General features: G+C 69.2%; 17 protein-coding genes. 4 read left to right on the top strand and 13 right to left on the bottom strand.

All coding sequences use genetic code 11. The features are described from left to right. Positions 1–586 precede the first annotated feature (586 nt). Positions 587–1,069, top strand: coding sequence for a MarR family winged helix-turn-helix transcriptional regulator (locus ACWF9G_RS31740; protein WP_452519807.1), 483 nt, complete (start codon positions 587–589; stop codon positions 1,067–1,069). 57 nt (positions 1,070–1,126) lie between these two features. Here the strand turns inward: ACWF9G_RS31740 and ACWF9G_RS31735 are convergent, their stop codons facing one another. Further along, positions 1,127–1,531, bottom strand: coding sequence for a DUF7144 family membrane protein (locus ACWF9G_RS31735; RefSeq protein ID WP_379311231.1), 405 nt, complete (start codon positions 1,529–1,531; stop codon positions 1,127–1,129). 79 nt (positions 1,532–1,610) lie between these two features. Then, on the bottom strand, positions 1,611–3,107 hold the full coding sequence (locus ACWF9G_RS31730; RefSeq protein ID WP_452519806.1) for a flavin-containing monooxygenase: 1,497 nt from the start codon (positions 3,105–3,107) through the stop codon (positions 1,611–1,613). Between the two features lie 68 nt (positions 3,108–3,175). Here ACWF9G_RS31730 and ACWF9G_RS31725 point away from each other — a divergent pair, with 68 nt between their 5' ends. The 3 genes from ACWF9G_RS31725 to ACWF9G_RS31715 are packed head-to-tail and all read left to right on the top strand — an operon-like array spanning position 3,176 to position 6,166. After that, entirely contained in the window at positions 3,176–3,751 is a 576-nt protein-coding gene (locus ACWF9G_RS31725) for a YdcF family protein (RefSeq protein ID WP_379311233.1), read from the top strand. A 57-nt stretch (positions 3,752–3,808) separates the two neighbouring features. Beyond that, the gene (locus tag ACWF9G_RS31720) at positions 3,809–5,413 is read left to right on the top strand and encodes a GMC oxidoreductase (protein WP_452519804.1); all 1,605 of its coding nucleotides are present in this window, start codon (positions 3,809–3,811) and stop codon (positions 5,411–5,413) included. 30 nt (positions 5,414–5,443) lie between these two features. Next, entirely contained in the window at positions 5,444–6,166 is a 723-nt protein-coding gene (locus tag ACWF9G_RS31715) for a VIT1/CCC1 transporter family protein (RefSeq protein ID WP_452519802.1), read from the top strand. 6 nt (positions 6,167–6,172) lie between these two features. Here ACWF9G_RS31715 and ACWF9G_RS31710 read toward each other — a convergent pair whose 3' ends face one another. From ACWF9G_RS31710 to ACWF9G_RS31660, 11 genes are all read right to left on the bottom strand, one after another. Beyond that, the gene (locus tag ACWF9G_RS31710; RefSeq protein ID WP_452519801.1) at positions 6,173–7,747 is read right to left on the bottom strand and encodes a Na+/H+ antiporter; all 1,575 of its coding nucleotides are present in this window, start codon (positions 7,745–7,747) and stop codon (positions 6,173–6,175) included. Positions 7,748–7,800: 53 nt separating this feature from the next. Then, complete coding sequence (locus ACWF9G_RS31705; protein ID WP_452519799.1) at positions 7,801–8,430, bottom strand: hypothetical protein; 630 nt, start codon at positions 8,428–8,430, stop codon at positions 7,801–7,803. 136 nt (positions 8,431–8,566) lie between these two features. Beyond that, positions 8,567–9,526: an MlaD family protein gene (locus tag ACWF9G_RS31700; protein WP_379311225.1), complete on the bottom strand. Its 960-nt coding sequence runs from the start codon at positions 9,524–9,526 to the stop codon at positions 8,567–8,569. Beyond that, positions 9,523–10,572 carry an MlaD family protein gene (locus ACWF9G_RS31695; protein WP_452519797.1) on the bottom strand — a complete coding sequence of 350 codons (1,050 nt, stop codon included), beginning with the start codon at positions 10,570–10,572 and terminating at the stop codon, positions 9,523–9,525. The genes ACWF9G_RS31700 and ACWF9G_RS31695 overlap by 4 nt, the downstream gene beginning before the upstream one ends. Beyond that, positions 10,569–11,657, bottom strand: coding sequence for an MlaD family protein (locus tag ACWF9G_RS31690; RefSeq protein ID WP_452519795.1), 1,089 nt, complete (start codon positions 11,655–11,657; stop codon positions 10,569–10,571). The genes ACWF9G_RS31695 and ACWF9G_RS31690 overlap by 4 nt, the downstream gene beginning before the upstream one ends. Further along, on the bottom strand, positions 11,657–12,664 hold the full coding sequence (locus tag ACWF9G_RS31685) for an MlaD family protein (protein WP_452519793.1): 1,008 nt from the start codon (positions 12,662–12,664) through the stop codon (positions 11,657–11,659). Before ACWF9G_RS31685 ends, ACWF9G_RS31690 begins: the two co-directional genes overlap by 1 nt. Further along, on the bottom strand, positions 12,652–13,656 hold the full coding sequence (locus ACWF9G_RS31680) for an MlaD family protein (protein ID WP_452519811.1): 1,005 nt from the start codon (positions 13,654–13,656) through the stop codon (positions 12,652–12,654). Before ACWF9G_RS31680 ends, ACWF9G_RS31685 begins: the two co-directional genes overlap by 13 nt. Continuing rightward, on the bottom strand, positions 13,656–14,687 hold the full coding sequence (locus tag ACWF9G_RS31675; RefSeq protein ID WP_379310740.1) for an MlaD family protein: 1,032 nt from the start codon (positions 14,685–14,687) through the stop codon (positions 13,656–13,658). The genes ACWF9G_RS31680 and ACWF9G_RS31675 overlap by 1 nt, the downstream gene beginning before the upstream one ends. A gap of 4 nt (positions 14,688–14,691) precedes the next feature. Then, on the bottom strand, positions 14,692–15,558 hold the full coding sequence (locus tag ACWF9G_RS31670; protein WP_452519791.1) for an ABC transporter permease: 867 nt from the start codon (positions 15,556–15,558) through the stop codon (positions 14,692–14,694). Next, on the bottom strand, positions 15,558–16,403 hold the full coding sequence (locus ACWF9G_RS31665; protein WP_379310742.1) for an MlaE family ABC transporter permease: 846 nt from the start codon (positions 16,401–16,403) through the stop codon (positions 15,558–15,560). Before ACWF9G_RS31665 ends, ACWF9G_RS31670 begins: the two co-directional genes overlap by 1 nt. Before the next feature lie 198 nt (positions 16,404–16,601). Then, positions 16,602–17,696, bottom strand: coding sequence for a calcium:proton antiporter (locus tag ACWF9G_RS31660; RefSeq protein WP_452519789.1), 1,095 nt, complete (start codon positions 17,694–17,696; stop codon positions 16,602–16,604). Between the last annotated feature and the right edge of the window lie 47 nt (positions 17,697–17,743).

The following is a 17,743-nucleotide window of genomic DNA, read 5'->3' as shown; positions in this document are numbered from 1 at the left end:
CGGAACCAATAATAATATTGGCACTGACATTCATCGACACACTATTGAGTTCTCAAAGAACACACGCACAAGCTTCTACCCACAACATTTCGTAGAGGCTTCGGCAGGGCAAGGGTTCATACTTTAGCGCAGGCAATCCACCGAAGCAAGTTCGAAGGTTGTAACCCTGCACACATGATCAGTCAGGCGCTCATCGTCCTACCTCGTTTCCCTGCACCATCCGCCAGCCTCGGGAGGCTCAGCAGTTCGGCACCGGGTCGGTGTCCGTGTCGCTCTGACTCGAATTAAGTTACGCAGCCACGAACGCGAAGTCAAATCGCCTGGTAGATCCGGTATTTCCCCAGCTCGCCACACCTTCGACGGGTCGACGAACGACCGTGGCGGCGCCGGCCGTGGAGCCGAGGCACACTCGGCGGCGAGTGGCGACCTTTCGGCAACTGATCATACGTCCAGCTGAATTTGGTCTATGAAACTTCTCCTACCTGCCGACATGACATGCGGCACATAGACGGCCGATAACCTCCGATATACAGTTTGCCGACCTTCAGCAATTCTTCAGTTAACATACGAGAAGGGAGGACGAGAGGTGACAGAGGACCTCGACTCGGTCGAACGTCGCGCCTGGAGTGCGGTGGTCACCCTCGCGATCCGGGTGCCGAGCGCGCTCGATTCGCGACTGCAACGCGAGTTCGGCCTGACCCATTTCGAATACCGGGTCATGGCACTGCTGCGCGAGGCGCCGGACCATCGGATGCGGTTGAGCCTGCTCGCCGCGCGCGGGCACGGGTCCATCTCCCGGCTCTCCCATGTGGTGTCCAAGCTGGAACGGGTCGGCTGGGCCGAGCGCGCGGCCGCGGAATCGGGGCGCGGCGTCGACGCGGTCCTCACCGAGAGCGGGCTGGCCAAGGTGGCCGAGGCGACACCGGAGTATCTCGTCGCGGTGCGGCGGCTGGTCATGGACGGACTCGACGGGCCACAGAAGGCCGAGCTGGCGGTACTCGGCGAACGGCTCTCCGACCATCTGGTCGGCACCCTCGGTAACGCCGACGAACCACCGCTCGGGCACTGACGCGCGAACGCCGCCCCGGCCGATGACCGGGGCGGCGTTCGCGTCGGTGCGCTGGGTTCAGGCGTTGTTCGGGCGCCAGGTGGCCACCGCCCAGATCACCACGATGTTGATGATGATGATCAGGATCGACCACCATGGGTAGTACGGCAGCCACAGGAAGTTCGCGATGATCGAGATGGCGGCGATCACCATCGCCAACACCCGTCCCCATGTCTGACCGGCCAGCAGGCCGATCGCGACGATCACCGCGATGGCACCGAAAACGATGTGCCACCAGCCCCATGACGTCAGGTCGAACTGGTAGAGGTACTCGGGCCCAACGACGATGAGATCGTCCTTGGCGACAGCCGAGATACCTTCGAGGATCTGCAGGACACCGACCACCGCCAGCAGGATTCCGGCGCCGATGGAGGTTCCTGCCGCGATTCCCTCGCGTACCGGGTGCTGATTCTGATCTGTCATCGCTCGGCCTTCCCGTCAGGTCAACGGACGTGCCACCACGGCACACGTCAACGGTAGGAACCCGACGGGGCCGCGCGCCTCATCCGTTGTGGGTGAACTCGCCTACGCGCCGGACCGGGCGCAGCGTCTTGCCGAGATCGGTGCGCAGAGTGATCAGCGCGTCGAGCAGGTAGTTCTGCCTGACCCGCCACGGATGCTTGTCGCCCTGACGGGGGAACGCGGCGATCGAGCGCAGGATGTAGCCGGCGTTCAGGTCGAGCAGCGGACGCTCGGCGAGCGCGCCCTTCGGCTCCGGGACGACGGCGGGGACCCCGGTCCGGTCGATGTGGGCGAGGACCTTGCAGACCAGGCGTGAGGTGAGGTCGGCGCGCAGCGTCCACGAGGCGTTGGTGTAGCCGACGCAGATGGCGAAATTGGGCAGGCCGGTCAGCATCGCGCCCTGCCAGACGAACTGGTCCGACAGCGGGACCGGGGTGCCGTCGACCTCGGGGGCGATGCCGCCGAAGGCGAGCAGCCGCAGGCCGGTCGCGGTCACCACGATGTCGGCGGGCAGGACCTTGCCCGATTCGAGCTGGATGCCCTCGGGGACGAACCGGTCGATCCGGTCGGTGACCACCGCGGCCTTGCCCTTCTTCATCGCCTTGAAGAAGTCGGCGTCGGGCGCGGCGCACAGGCGCTGGTCCCACGGGTCGTAGTCGGGGGTGAAGTGCTCGGCGACCAGTGTGTCGTCTTTGAGGATGCGGGTGGTGAGGCCGGTCAGCAGCTTGCGCGCGGCGGCGGGGCGGCGACGGCAGTACTGGTAGAAGCCGATGTTGAACAGGATGTTCTTGGTGCGGATCAGCCGGTGCGCCAGCCCGGCGGGCAGCAGTTCGCGGATCTTGTCGGCCTGCTTGTCGCGACCGGGGACGGCGCTGATCCAGGTGGGGGTGCGCTGCAGCATGGTGACGTGCTCGGCCTCGTCGGCCAGCGAGGGCACCAGGGTGACCGCGGTCGCGCCGCTGCCGATGACCACGATCCGCTTGTCGCGCACGTCCAGGTCGGCAGGCCAGAACTGCGGGTGCACGATGGTGCCCGCGAAGTCCTCGCGACCGGCGAATGCGGGGGTGTGCGGCTGCTGGTAGTCGTAGTAGCCGGCACAGGCGTAAAGGAAACCGCAGGTCAGGGTGCTCAGCTCGGGGCCGTCGGGGCCGTCGTGGGCGATGGTGAGCTGCCAGCGCGCCTGCGCCGACGACCAGTCCGCGCCGATCACCCGCGAGCCGAAGCGGATGCGCCGGTCGATGCCGTTCTCGTGCGCGGTTTCGCGGATGTAGTCCAGGATCGACGCGCCGTCGGCGATGGAGCGGGCCGCGCGCCACGGCTTGAACGGATAGCCGAGGGTGAACATGTCCGAGTCGGAGCGGATGCCCGGGTACCGGAAAAGGTCCCAGGTGCCGCCGAGATCGGCGCGGGCCTCGAGGATCGCGTAGCTGCGGTGCGGGTGTTCGGTCTGCAGCCGATAGGCGGCCCCGATACCGGACAATCCCGCGCCGACGATGACGACGTCGAGATGTTCGGGGGCAACGGCGGAGTCGGTCATGGCTCCAGTGTGCCTGGCGACACATCGCGAGGTGAAGGCAGTGTTTCGCTATCCTCGACGCAGTGTCGATCTTTCGGCGTGCGGGATGGTTGCTCGTCGGCGCACTTGTCATCACACTGGGTGCCGCGCTCGCCGGGTGGCCCGTGTACGTCCGGCCACAGGTGGACCCGCTGCGCCCCGCCGATGTGATCGTCGTGCTCGGCGGCACCCCCTACGAACGCTTCGACCTCGGGATCGAGCTCGCCGAGCGTGGCTACGCCCCCGAGGTGCTGATCTCGCAGTCCACCGGGCCCGACGATCCGCTGATGGACAAGTATTGCGGCGGCCGATTCGCCTTCCGTGTCTCGTGTTTCGTGCCCGACCCGTGGACGACCGACGGTGAGGCGCGCGAGATCGTGCGGCGGGCAACGATTTACGGCTGGCGGCACATCATCGTTGTCACCTTCACCCCGCACGTCTCGCGTGCCCGCTACATCGTCGGCCGGTGTTTCGACGGCGAGATCACCATGGTCGCCAGCCCCACCGAGTCCGGGCTGGGGTTCTGGTCGTGGATGTATGTGCGCCAATCCGCGGGATACATCCGGGCTTTCGTGAACCAGCATTGTGAGACCTCCGGAAATTCCGCGTCCCGGCTTCTAGAGTGACACCAATGCGCGGCCGGGTGCCGGGCCGCGCGGGTGGCACGGGCGAGAGGACCGCCGATGCTTGTCGAGGACCTGCGCACCGTCGGAGACGACGCGCTGCGCGCCCAGATCTGCGTCATCGGCTCGGGCCCGGCCGGGCTGACCGTGGCCACCGAACTGGCCGCGGCGGGTCTGCAGGTGCTGGTCCTGGAGAGCGGTGACCACGAAATCGGTCCCGCCGAGCCGGAATTCGCCGCCATCGACAGCGTCGGCGCGCCGCGGCTGCCACCCGACCGGATCGCGGGCAGCCGGGTCCTCGGCGGCAGCTCGCTGGTCTGGGCCGGACGCTGTGGCGTGCTCGACGACCTCGACTTCGCGACCCGGCCGTGGGTGCGGCGGTCGGGGTGGCCGATCGATGCGGGCGAGCTGCGTCCGTACGCCGAACGCGCCGCCGCGCATGCCGGGCTCGGGCACGGCACGGGGTTCACGGACGCCGAGTTCTGGCCGCTCGCGGGACGTCCGGCGCCTGCCGCCGCCGTCGACACCGGGTCGCTGCGCCCGTACTTCTGGCAGATCAGCCGGGATCCGGTCGACCGGTTCGACTGCAAACGGTGGGGCAGGCTGGTGCGCGATATCGTGGCGCCGACCGCACGGGTGCTGGTGAACGCGACCGTCACCCACCTCGACACCGATGCCACCGGCGCGCACGTGAACTCGGTTGAGGTGACCGGCGCCGGTGGCCGGGTCCGCACCGTCGAGGCGCGGATCTTCGTGCTCGCGGCGGGCGGGATCGACACGCCACGGCTGCTGCTCGCCTCGCGGCGCACCGTTCCCGGCGGCATCGGGAACCGGTACGACCAGGTGGGGCGGTATCTGATCGACCATCGCAGCGGCGTGGTCGGCACCCTGTCCCCCGCCGTCGCCGGTGCCGCGCTGGCCCGGTTCGGCAAGTATGTGGTCAAGGGGCCGCGGGGTAACCACACCTTTGTGCACGGCCTGGCCCTGTCGCCCGAGGTCCAGCGCGGGGAATCGCTGTTGAACTGCGCGCTGTGGTTGCAGGAGGTCACCGCGCCCGACGATCCGTGGGACGCCGTCAAGCGGGTGCTGAGTGGGCGGGCGGAGTGGAACGATGCGCGAATCATGCTGTCGGACACCAAGCTGCTGCTGGCAGGGGCTCGGCGCAGACTGATCGACGGTGTCGGGTTGCCGCACCGGCTCACGGGGGTCGAGGTGTGGACGATGGTCGAACAGGCGCCGGATCCGGACAGCCGGGTGCGGCTGTCCGAGCGCACCGACCCGGTGGGAATGCCACTGCCCCAGGTGGATTGGCGGATCGGTGCGCGGGAGGACGCGACCGTCCGGCGGGCGACGGCGCTGCTGACGGCCGAGTTCGCCCGGCTCGGGCTGCCCGCGCCGCGGATCGCGCCCGCGGCGCTGCCCGGCAGTACCGAGCCGCTGCCGCTGGCCGACCGGGCGCACCCGAGTGGCACCACCAGGATGTCGGCCGATCCGCGGCACGGGGTGGTCGACCGGCACTGCCGGGTGCACGGCGTCGACAACCTCTACATCGCGGGCAGTTCGGTCTTCCCGACCAACGGGCACGTCAACCCGACGCTGACCGTGCTCGCGCTGGCCGTGCGCCTGGCCGACACCCTGCGCGCCGGACCGCGCGCCCCGCGCTGATCCGGTGTCGCACCCGATTAGGCTGGCCGGGTGCAGGACTCGTCACCGACCGCCCATCCGCACGAACCCCATGCCGAAGGGCTCGCGTCCCGGTTGAACTGGCTGCGCGCCGGTGTGCTCGGCGCGAACGACGGCATCGTGTCCACCGCCGGTCTGGTGGTCGGTGTCGCGGCGACCACGAACGATCCGCACACCATCCTCACCGCGGGCGTGGCCGGACTGGTCGCGGGCGCGATCTCGATGGCGGCGGGCGAATACGTGTCGGTGAGCACCCAGCGGGATTCGGAGAGGGCGCTGCTCGCCAAGGAGCGCAGGGAGCTGGCCGACGATCCGGCGGCGGAACTGGCCGAGCTGATCGGGATCTACGAGGCCAAGGGGCTGAGCCCGGCGACGGCGCGCACGGTCGCCGAGGAACTCACCGCGCACGACGCGTTCACCGCGCACGCCGAAGCCGAACTCAAGCTCGACCCGGACGAGCTCACCAATCCGTGGGCGGCGGCGATCTCCTCGGCGATCGCGTTCACCTGCGGCGCGCTGCTGCCGCTGCTGGCGATCGTGCTGCCGCCGGTGCAGTGGCGGGTGCCGGTGACCTTCGCGGCGGTGCTCATCGCGCTGGCCGTCACCGGATCGGTGAGCGCGCGGCTTGGCGGCAGTCATCGCGGCAGGGCGGTGTTGCGGGTGGTGATCGGTGGTGCGCTGGCGATGGCGGTCACCTACGCGATCGGCTCGCTCACCGACACGCTCGCGGGCTGAGACCGGTCAGCGGGTCGGGCCGAGGTCGAGTCTGCGGGTGACCCGGTCGACGACATCGGGCGGCATGCCGGGTTCGCGGCGCGCGGTCTGGGCTTCGCGCCTGCCCGCCTCGATGACGGCCGAGCGCACCGCGCGCATCTGCGTGGCGAGTGTGCGTTCCGCGTCGAGGGCGGCCTTGGCGTCGGCGTCCGCGGCTTCGGGGTCGGCCTTGGCCGAGAGGTGCCGCAGGGTGTCCTTGATGTCCTCGTAGACGTCTTCGGGCAGCCCGTCGCGGGCGGCGATCATCTTGAGTTCGGCCAGTTCGGCGCGCACGACCCTGGTCCACAGTTGCTGTTCGACCGCGCGTTCCCCTCTGGTGTCGGCGTGCACGCCGGTGATCCGGACGATCAGCGGCAGGGTCGGGCCCTGTACGAGCAGCGTGAACAGCACGACCGCGAAGGCGACGAACAGGATCTCCGAGCGGGCGGGGAAGTCCGCGCCGGAGTCGACGGTGAACGGCACGGCCAGGGCAAGGGCCACCGTGGCGACGCCGCGCATCCCCGCCCACCAGGTGACGATCACCTCGCGCCAGGTGAACGGCTCGTCGGTGTCGCGCCACAGTCTCATGCTCACCGCCCAGGTCACCAGCAGCCAGGCCAGCCGCAGCAGCACGACGACCGCGATCACCGCCGCGGTGACCCCGGCCAGCGAGGTCCAGTTGTGCCCGGTGGCGTCGATGACGACCCGCAGTTCGAGACCGATCAGCGCGAAAGCGAAGCCGGTGATGAGCATTTCGGCGATGTCCCAGAACGAATCCGCGACCAGCCGGTAGTTGCGGTCGCCGATCTCGGTGACCGCGTCGGTCAGGTACAGCGCGCAGACCAGCACGGCGAGGACGGCCGAGCCTTCCCAGTGTTCGGCGACGCCGTAGGCGACGAACGGCAGCAGCAGGCTCAGCGCCACCTGGCCGGTCGCGTTGTCGAGGTACTTGGTGAGTTTGCTGCCCAGCCAGCCGAGGACGAGGCCGACGACGAGCCCGACCACCGCGGCGAGAACGAAGTCGCCGAGCGCGTGCCACGGTGAGAACAGGCCGGTGACCACGGCCTGGATGCCGACGGTGTAGATGACGATCGCGGTGACGTCGTTGAACAGGCCCTCGCCGCCGAGGGTCACGATCAGCCGCCGCGGCAGGCCGAGCCTGCTTGCCATCGAGGTGGCCGCGACCGGGTCGGGCGGCGCGACCAGCGCGCCGAGCACCACGCCCGCCGCGACCGCGGTCGCCGGATTCCAGGCGTGGAACACCGCGGCCACCGCGACGGCGGTGACGATCACCAGGCCTATCGCACGCAGCGCGATGACCTGCCAGTTCTCGGCGAATTGCCGCCAGGAGGTGCGCCGGGCGGCGGCGTAGAGCAGCGGCGGCAGGACCAGCGGGAGGATGAGCTCGGGCGGGATGTCGAGGCTCGGCACGGCGGGGATCAGGGCGAGCAGGCAGCCGAAGACCGTCATCAGGATGGACGGCGCCACCCCGATCCGGCCACCGAGCGACTCGGCGAGCACCGCCGCGAGCAGGATCACCAGAGTGAGCACCAGCTGGTCCATAGCGGATCAGTCTCACCGATATCGACGATGCGCGGCGGGTGACCCGCCGCCGGTCACGGCAGCACGGCGGCCGCGGGCGGAATGAAGATCGGCGGCAAGGGGAACGGCAGCTGGATGACCGGCGGCGGTGGTGGCGCGGGGGCTGGTTCCGGCGCGGGAGCGGGAATGGGCTCCGGCTCGTACACCGGCGGTGGCTCGTAGACGGGCGGTTCGTACACCGGCGGCGGCTCGTAGACGGGCGGCGGAGCTTCGACGGGCACGGGCTCCGGCGCGGGGGCGAGTGGTGCGGCTTCTGGGGGCGGGGGTGGTGGCGCCTCGGCGGGCGCGGCGGGCACCGCGGCGTCCGGGGTCGTCACCGTGCACTGCCACGCGCCGTCTGCGTCGACCTGCCAGTGGGCGACGATGCCACCCGCCGAGCAGTTGCCGCCGACCCGGCGGGCGGGCCACGGCGGAGCGAAGACCGCCTCCTGCTCGGACGCCTCGTCACCGGCGACGGGCAGGCCACTCGAATCGGCACCCATCGGGTTCACGGTCGACGGGTCGTTCTCGTCACCCTGATTCGCGCGCAGGACCAACCCGAGCGCGACAACCAGCGCGAGCAGTGCGGCGAGCACTGCCGCGATCGCGATCACCCGAGTACTGCTGCCGGTCCCCTCGCCGGGGCCCTCGCTGTTCTCTGCCATCGCACCGCCTTCGGTCGCCCACGGACCTGGACTCCCCTAGTCCAGCAGGCTACCGCACGGTTGCTGAAAAGATGGATCGGCTTGATAAGACTCCATTGACCTGGGGTCATACCTACATTCAGCAGTTGCCAGATGTTTACTTGATTGCGACCCTAACCTTCACCGCATCGGTATCGGTGTTGTGTAGCGCCTGCGCGATCAGGGTGCTCAGATCGATCTGCGGACCGGTCGCGGTGACCGATTCGGCGAGCGGGCGCAACCCGGGCAGCAGGGCGGACAGCTCGGGACCGAGCTCGTTCAGCTTGGCGACGACCTGCTCGAGGAACGGCACGAGACCGCCGTCGCGCAGATACATCTCCGGATCGCCACCGGCCGCGCTGACCCGGCCGACCGATTCGACGAACTCGTCGATGACCTGGCTCAGCCGCACGAACGCCGGCGCGGCGGCGGAGGTGGCCGGTCCGGCCCAGCCGATGTCACCGGAGACGTACTCGAAGTTGTTCTGCAACTCGGCGATGGCGGGCGCGCGGCTCATGATGGCCGCGGCGAGCAGATCGCCCGCCCTTGCCAGTTCCGGGATGACGTTCTCGGTGCCGGTCATCGCCTGACCGAGCGTGTCGACCAGCGAGCCGACGACCGCGGGGTCGAGCTGCTCGACGGTCTTGGTGACCAGCCGCGCGACCTCGGGGATCGACATCGGAGTCCGCACATTCTCCCCCGCCAGGCGCTGCCCGTTGCTCAGGTACGGCCCGTCGGCACTGCGCGGCACGAACTGCACATACGGCTCACCCAGCGAGGACAGGTGCTCGATGGTGACGATGCTGCTCATCGGCACCTTGTTCTCGGCACCGAACCGGAAGCCCACCTGGACGCCACCGGCGGTGGAGGTGTCGACGGCGGTGACCTTGCCGATCTCGATGCCGGTCAGCAGGATCGGCGAGCCGACGCTGAGGCCGCCGGAGTTGGCCAGCTCGATCGAGGCCTCGGTGTAGTCGGCGAACGGGTCGACCCGCACGACGCCGAAGGTCAGGTAGCTCGCGCCGAGCACGGTGATGGCGGCGATGCCGCCCAGTGATGCCAGTGCACCGATCTTCATCGCACCATTCCGATCATCCGCAGCGCGGTCACGATCTGCTCGACCTGCTCGTCCTCGGACACCCGCACGCCGGTGATGTTCACCTTCGGGCCGCGCTCGGCGAACGGGATGATCTTGTCGCGCAGCAGCGCGGTCAGCAGGGCCATGTTCGTCGAGGAGCGCAGGTCGGCCGAGCCGCCGGTGGCCAGCGGCAGGAACGCGGTCGCCGCGGCGTCGCCCGCGCCCGCGATCGGGGCCAGCCAGGTCAGCGACGAACCGACCGGGCCGAGTGCCTGGAAGATCGCCATGGTCTTGGCGATCGAGTCCTGGGTGCCCGAGAGTGCCCGCACGGCTTCGGGGGTGAGGATATTGGTGAGCTCGGCCTCGATGCCGACCATGATCTCGGCATTGGCGGCCAGGCCGTTGACCAGCAGGTCGACCCGGTCCAGGTTCGCGGCCAGATCGGCGGCGTCGGCGCCCATGACCGCCGAGATCCGCGCGGTCTCCTTGGGATCCTGCGGCATCACCGAGTTCACCCGGCCGATCATGTCCTGTAGCTGGCCGATCGCGCCGCCCTGCACGAACAGCGCCATGGTCGCCATCGTGTCTTCCAGCTGCACCGGCGGTTTCGTGCGGGCGATCGGGATGGTGCCGCCATCGCGCAGCAGGGCGCCGAAGCCGTCCTTCGGGGTGGTCAGCGCGACGTGGATGTCACCGAGGATGGTGTCCTGGCGCAGTTCGGCGATGGTCGTGGTCGGCAGCTGCACCGAGTCGAGGATGTCGGCCTCGACGACGACGTAGCCGCCGCGGCCCGCGGGCGCGTCGGCGGGCTGGATCACCCGCACCGTGTCGACATTGCCGATCTCGGCGCCGTTGGCGATCACCTTCGACTTCGCGGGCAGGTTCAGCGCGCTGCTGAACTCGATCTGCACGCGGTAGGTGGGGCCGCTGACGGTCGAGCCGGGCACCGGCACCTCGGCCGGATCGAAGCCGCAGCCGCCGACCGCGAGACCGGCCGCGACAACGAGCGCGATCATGCTGCGCCGCAGCGTCTTTCGCGGGTTCATCGGGCACCTGCCATTCCCAGCACGACCTGGACGAGGTTCACATCGGTCAGCCCCTGCGCCGGGTCGGCGCACTGGCCGGGGACCAGCGCGTTCACCGCGGCGCACACCTGATCGGCTTCACCGCCGGGCAGCGCCACCTTGGGCGGGGCGTAGGTGATCGCGGTGCCGCCAGCGGCGCTCTGGAACGCCGAGGTCAGCGCGGGCATCTTCAGCACCACCTCGCGCAGCGATCCGACGTTGGCGCGCAACAACTTCACCAGCGGGACCGCCCCGTCGAGCGCGCCGATCAGCGGGTCGCCGAGGATGGTCGCGAAGTCGTTGAGCATCGGCAGCAGCTCGGCGAGTCCGTCGAACAGCGAGGTCGCCGGGCCGAGCAGGTCGTCGGAGGCCTGATTGAGCAGCGGGGCCAGCCGGACCAGCATCGTCTGCAGGTCGCCCCAGTTGGCGGCGACCCGGTTCGACACCGAGGCGAACGCGTCGAAGAGGCCTGCCAGGTGGCCGATGTCGGCGTCGGGCTTGTTCATCGCCGAGCCGAGCTTGTGCACCAGTTCGTTGACCGTGGGGCCGGCGCCCTCGGTCGCGCGGTCCAGCGAGGCGAGGCCGTCGACCAGCGCGCTCGGCTGACCCGCTTCGGCGCCCGAAAGCTGCTCGGACAGGCTCGCCAGGGCGGTCAGTGTCTCGGTGATCGACTTGGGCGTGAGCGTCTTGGTGATGCAGCCGCCGGTGAACTGCCTGGTGTCCTTGCCGCTGGTCAGTACGGCCAGATTGCGGTCGGCGGCAACGGAATACGCGACGGTGGTCGCGGAGGCGTCGGCGTAGACCGGGTAGTCGGCGTCGACCTCGAACTCCACGCGCACCTTGGCGCCCTCGTTGCGCACCGCGGTCACCTCGCCGACATCGATGCCGCGCATCGTGACGTGGTTGCCCGGATAGAGCCCGATCGCGTCCGGCATGAGGGCGCAATAGGATTCGGTCTTCTTCAGCGGATCGAAGGCCACGAAGTAGCCGGCGATCACCATGACGACCAGGACCGCGACACCGGCGATCGACATGAACGCCTGGGATCCGAGGAGTCGTTTCAGCATCAGCACGCCTTCCCGGGCAGCGGCACGCACACGCGCACGCCGGACTGGTCGACCACGACACCGGCGTCCGGGGTCGCCAGCTGCGACAGCTTGGTCTGCAGGTCGGCCACGGTGCCGAGGATCGGTTCGAACCGGCCTTCGAGTTCCCGCATCCGCGGCAGCGCGTCGGCCAGTGCCTGCGCCTGCGGTTTCAGGGTGGACTCCCAGCTGGGGGCGAGCCCGGCGAGCCGGTTCACCACCGAGACCAGCAGCCGGACCGCTTCGGCCAGTTCGGCCTTCTTGCTCAGCAGCACGTCCTCGAGCATGTTGACGTTGTCCATCAGCCTGCCCAGATCGGACTTGGCGCCGTCGTACATGGAGATGTACTCGTCGAGGATGGCGATGGACTTCGACACCTGCGAGCGCTGCCGGTCGAGCATGTCGACGTACTTGCCGACGGTGTCGAGGGTCGAGCGCAGCGCCTCCGGGGAGGCGGCGATCGCGGAATTCGCGGCGGCCAGGTTCTTGCGCACGGTGTCGCCGTCGACGGCGGCCAGCGGCGCCGTCGCGTCCTGGAAGGTCTCGATCAGGCTGTAGGGCAGACGGATTCGGTCCGCCGGGATCGCCTCCTCGCCCAGCGGCCGCGAGCCCGCCGGGTACAGCGCGACGTAGTGGCCGCCGACCACGGTCAGCATGCGGATGTCGAGGGAGGTCTGGTCGCCGACGAACACGTCGGAGTCGACGGTGAACTCCATCAGCACCTTGTCCGGCTTCAGCTCGAGCGAGGTGACGCTGCCGACCGAGATGCCGGCCAGGCGCACGTCGTCGCCCTCGCGCACCGACTGCGCCTCGCTGAGTTCGGCGGTGTAGGTGTGCTTGCCCAGCGGCACCACGTAGACGATGCCCGCGCCGATGATGAACAGCACGACCAGGCTCAGGCCGATGATGCCCATCCGCAGTTCGCGGGCGCGCTTGGTCGCCTCGTCCATGATCGGGCGGTCACCGGAGAAGAACTTCAGGCGTTGCATACCGTCACCTTCTGTCCGGCGATCAGCACCTGCAGCGGGGCGGGCACCTCGGCGGGGCCGTTGCTGCAGGTCGGCGTTAAGCCGGCGAAATCGCGCGAGAGCGAAGCGTCGACGGTGGCCAGCAGACCGGGTAGCCGCCCGAAAACGTCCACTGCCTCTTGGGGATTCGGGAACAGACCGCGGATCATCGCGTCGACCTCGGCGCTGCCGCCCTCGACCAGGCCGAGGGAGGCCAGCAGCCGGTCCACCGGCGCGAGCACCGACGGCGCTGTCATCGCGAACTGCGCGACGCCGCCGATATTGCGCTGCATCGCCTCGAAGATGTCGGTGAGCCGGGCCAGCAGCGGCAGCAGGTAGCCGACGCGGCCGCCGTGCCGGTCACCCAGCGTCGACAGGTTGCTGATCAGGGTGTTGACGACGTGCTGGCGGTCCTCGGCGTAGCTCGCGAGCTGGTCGATCGCGGTCAGCGCGGGGCCGAGACCGCTGCCGTCGCCCTCGATGACGGCGAGCATGCTGGCGGTGAACTGGTTGATCGCCTCGGGCGAGAGCGTCGCCAGCACCGGCTTCAGGCCACTGAACAGGCTGGTCACGTCGAACGACGGGACGGTCATATCGGCGCCGATCCTGGCGTCGGCGGCGATCCGCTTGCCCGGGTCGGGCGCCTGCTGCAGGTCGATATAGCGCTGGCCGGTGAGGTTCTGGTACCGGATGGCCAGCTTGCTGTTGTCGTAGATGGGCGTGTCGGTCTTCACTGTGAGGTGGACCTTGGCCTTGTCACCTTCGAGGCTGATCTTCTCGATCTTGCCGACCTGCACGCCGAACATCCGCACGTCGTTGCCGACCTTGAGGCCGTTGGCGTCGGTGAACAGCGCGTCGTGCGCCTCGGTGTCACCGGAGACGGGCCGCTTGATCAGGGTGAACACGAGTCCGAGCACGGCGAGCATCACCAGCGCGAACACGCCGAGTCGCAGTGCCACACCACCGACCTTCATCACGCACCGGCCTTTCCGAACAGCGGCACCGCGATCGCGGGCACGCCGCTGAGCTCGACGTCGAGATTGAGCACCGGGCCGTCGGGGCCGTCGGGCATGGCGCCGCGCAGATTGGTCAGCAGGGCAGCCAGGTCGGCGCCGGTCTGACGTGGATTCGGCGACATCTGGGCCAGCGCGTACAGCATCGGCGCGAGCATGTCGGTGGTCTCGGCGAAGTGCCCGCCCGCGGTGGTCAGCGTGGTGGTCAGGGCGGGCAGGATGCTGCCGCCGATCACACCGACGCCGATGTCGTAGCGGTCCTTGTCGACCTGGGTCACCTTGATCTCGCTGAGCCGGTCGATCACCTGCATGGTGGCGCCGGCGAACTGGCCGCCGCCGTCGAAGGCGGGGCCGAGCCTGCCGAACAGTTCCGAGGGCGCGACGTCCTGGTTGTCGGCGATGGTCTTGGCCATCGTGATCAGCGCCTGCACCAGCGGGGTGAAGGCCTTGAAGTCGGCGGCAAGCTGGGAGACGACCGTCGCCATCTGCGGGCTGGTCACCGTCATGCCGACCTGGGACAGGCTGCGCAGGATCGCGCTCATCGTCGCGTCGTAGACCCGGCCTGAGTTGGCGCCGGTCAGGTCGAGCACCGCGCCAGCGCGCAGCGGGGATCCGCCGGTGCCGCGGCGCAGTTCCAGTTCGGCGATGCCGAACAGGTTGGTGGGGGCGTAGTCGACGGCGAGGCTGTCGTCGATGCCGTGCAGCCGCTCGGTGTCGAGCAGCAGCGAGATCTGCTGGGTGCCGCGCTCGCCGGGGGTCACCTCGGCGACCTCGCCGACGGTGACGCCGTCGATGCGGACCTGACTGCCCGCGCTGATGCCGTCACCGAGGTGTTCGGTGTGCAGCGCGATCCGCAGGCCCTCTTCGGTTCTCAGATTGCGGTAGGCGACCGTGGCGAGCACGACCGCGGCGATGATGCCGAGGATGATCGCGCCGGTCAGCCGCGAGGTGCGCCGATCGGCCGCGACGCCGGGCATTCCATAGTTAGGCACTAGCTCACCCCGTAAAACTGATCGCCGAGTTGAAGCCCCAGAGCATGATCGACAGCACCATGTCGATGGCGACGATGGCCACCGAGCTGGCCCGCACCGCGCGGCCGGACGCGATGCCGACGCCCTCGGGACCGCCGGTGGCGAAGAACCCGAAGTAGCTGTGCACCAGGATCACCACGGTGCCGAACACGGCGACCTTGATGACGGCGGCGATCATGTCGAAGCCGGAGATGAACTGGAAGAAGTAGTGGTCGTAGACGCCGGCCGACTGCCCGTAGACCATCGTGAGCAGCCCGCGGCAGGCGCCGTAGGACAGGATCAGCGCGATCAGGAAGGTCGGCACGATGGCGATGGCGCCCGCGATGACGCGGGTGGTCACCACGAACGGCACCGAACGCAGGCCGAGCGCCTCGATCGCGTCGATCTCCTCGGAGATGCGCATCGAGCCGATCTCGGCGGTGATCCGGCAGCCCGCCTGGGCGGCGAAGCCGATGGCGGCCGCGATCGGGGCCAGCTCACGGGTGGTGGCGTAGGCCGAGATGACGCCGGTCACCGGGCCCATGCCGAGCATGTCGAGCGAGGCGAACGATTCGACGCCGACCGAGGCGCCCATCACCAGGCCGAGCACGATCATCATCGGGACGGTGCCGCCGCCGACGATGATCGAGCCGCGGCCCCAGGTCATGTCGGTGACCGCGCGCAGCGTCTCGTCGCGGTAGCGGCGCAGCGTCAGCGGCACCGAGGACAGCACCTGCCACACGAACACCGCGACGAAGCCGAGCGATTCGCCCGCCGAGGCGATGCGCTTGCCGGCGCGGGCGGGCTTGCGCAGCCAGTGCAGCGAGGTGGGGAGATAGGAGGAGGCAGCCATCACGCCAGCTTCGTCGGCAGGAACATGGCGCTGATCTGGGTGGCCAGCAGGTTCACGATCGCGATCGAGACGACCGAGAGCACCACCGCCGCGTTCACCGCGTCGGCGACGCCGCGCGGACCGCCCTTGGCCTCGAGGCCGCGCTGGCAGGAGATGACGACGACCAGGAAGCCGAAGATCAGCGCCTTGAGCAGCGACACCCACACGTCACCGGCGGTGGCGAAGGAGCCGAAGGTCGACCAGTAGCTGCCCGGGGTCACGCCCTGACCGCCGACGGCGACCGCGTATCCGGCGAGCACGCCGACGAAGATGATCAGCACATTGAGCATCGGCGCGACGATCAGCATGGCCATCATCCGCGGGATGACGAGCCGGTGCACCGGGCTGATGCCCATGGTGTTGAGCGCGTCGATCTCCTCGCGGATGGTGCGCGCGCCGAGGTCGGCGGCGATCGCCGCGGCGCCGGCGCCACCGAGCAGGAAGCCCGTCGCGATAGGCGCGCCCTGCTTGATGACGCCGAGACCGCCGGTCGCGCCGAGCATGGAGTCGGCGCCGAGGCTGTGGATCAGGTTGCCGACCTGGATCGAGACGATCACGCCGAACGGGATCGCCATCAGGATCGCGGGGATCGCGGTGACCGTGATCAGCCGCCAGGCCTGCACGAGGGTCTCGCGCCACTGGAAATGCCCGCGGGCGACGTCGGCGACCGTGCCGGTGACCGACTCCTGCGCGAGGTCGACGGCACGGCCGAAGGTCCGCAACGACGACACGACGGTGTCGGTGAAATTCTTGCGGACGATCTGGCTAGCGGAATCCGGCTTCGCGGAATGCAGATCGGTGGACATCAGCGATGCCCCCGGCCCGCTCGCGAAGCGCGGTGCATGGTGATTCTCATACCGCACTCTCTGGCTTCGGCGTCGGTGCCAACCCCAGCAAGCTAACCGGTACTCTGCGTCACAACAAAATTTCGGGGTGGTGACCCTCGTCGCTTTTCCGCCGTTTCTATGACAGGTCGACACCCCATGTGAGCCGCAACACTTCAGCTACGGGCTTGCGGCCAGGAACACAAACGCCGAGAACAACGCCAGGTGAACGCCACCCTGGAGCAGGGTCGCGCGGCCGGGAACGATGGTCAGCGTGCCCACCACGACGGTCAGCGCGAGCAGCACCATCTGGGTGGCGCCCAGACCGAGGACCAGCGGACCGCTCAGCCAGATGGTCGCCAGCGCGATCACCGGAATGGTGAGGCCGATACTGGCCATGGCCGAGCCGAGCGCCAGGTTCAGGCCGATCTGCACCTGGTTGCGGCGCGCGGAGTTGAACGCGGCCAGCGTCTCGGGCAGCAGCACGAGCATGGCGATCGCCACGCCGACCGCCGATGGCGGCAGACCGGCCGCGGCAACGCCCCGCTCCAGCGCGGGCGAGACCACCTTCGCCAGCCCGACCACGCAGATCAGCGCCAGCACCAGCAGACCGAGGCTGATCACAGCGGCCCGGTTGGTCGGCGCGGTGTCGTGACCGGTGTCGGCGTCGTCGACGGCCCCCGCCTCCTCCACCGGGAGGAAGTCGTCGGGGTGCCGCACCGTCTGCACCATCACGAACAGCAGGTACAGGGCCAGCGAGGCGACCGCGGCGAAGGCCAGCTGCGCGGGCGAGAACTCCGGGCCCGGCTTGCTGGTGGTGAAGGTGGGCAGCACCAGGCTCAGCGTCGCCAGGGTCGCGACGGTGGCCAGCGCGGCGCCGGTGCCTTCGGAGTTGAACATCGCGACCCGCCTGCGCAGCGCGCCGACCAGCAGCACCAGACCGAAGATGCCGTTGCAGGTGATCATCACCGCGGCGAAGACGGTGTCACGGGCGAGCGAGGCCGCCTTGTCGCCTCCGGAGATCATCATCGTCACGATCAGCGCCACTTCGATCACGGTGACGGCCACGGCGAGCACCAGCGCGCCGAACGGTTCACCGACCCGGTGCGCGACCACCTCCGCGTGGTAGACCGCGGCCAGCACCGCACCGACCAGCGCGATGTCGACCAGCACCACCATGACTCCCGGCACGTCCCGCCCCCAGGTCGCGGCGAGCACGAGGGCGGCGAATATCGGGATGTACAGGGTCCATCTGGTCCTCAACGCGGCGATCATGATCCCCATCGTCCCAGCTGCGCGCGAGTGCACCCGGATACACGGCC

The organism is Nocardia sp. NPDC055029, from assembly GCF_053608525.1.
Note: the sequence above shows the minus strand (reverse complement) of the source record. Positions and strands in the feature narration are given on the sequence as shown.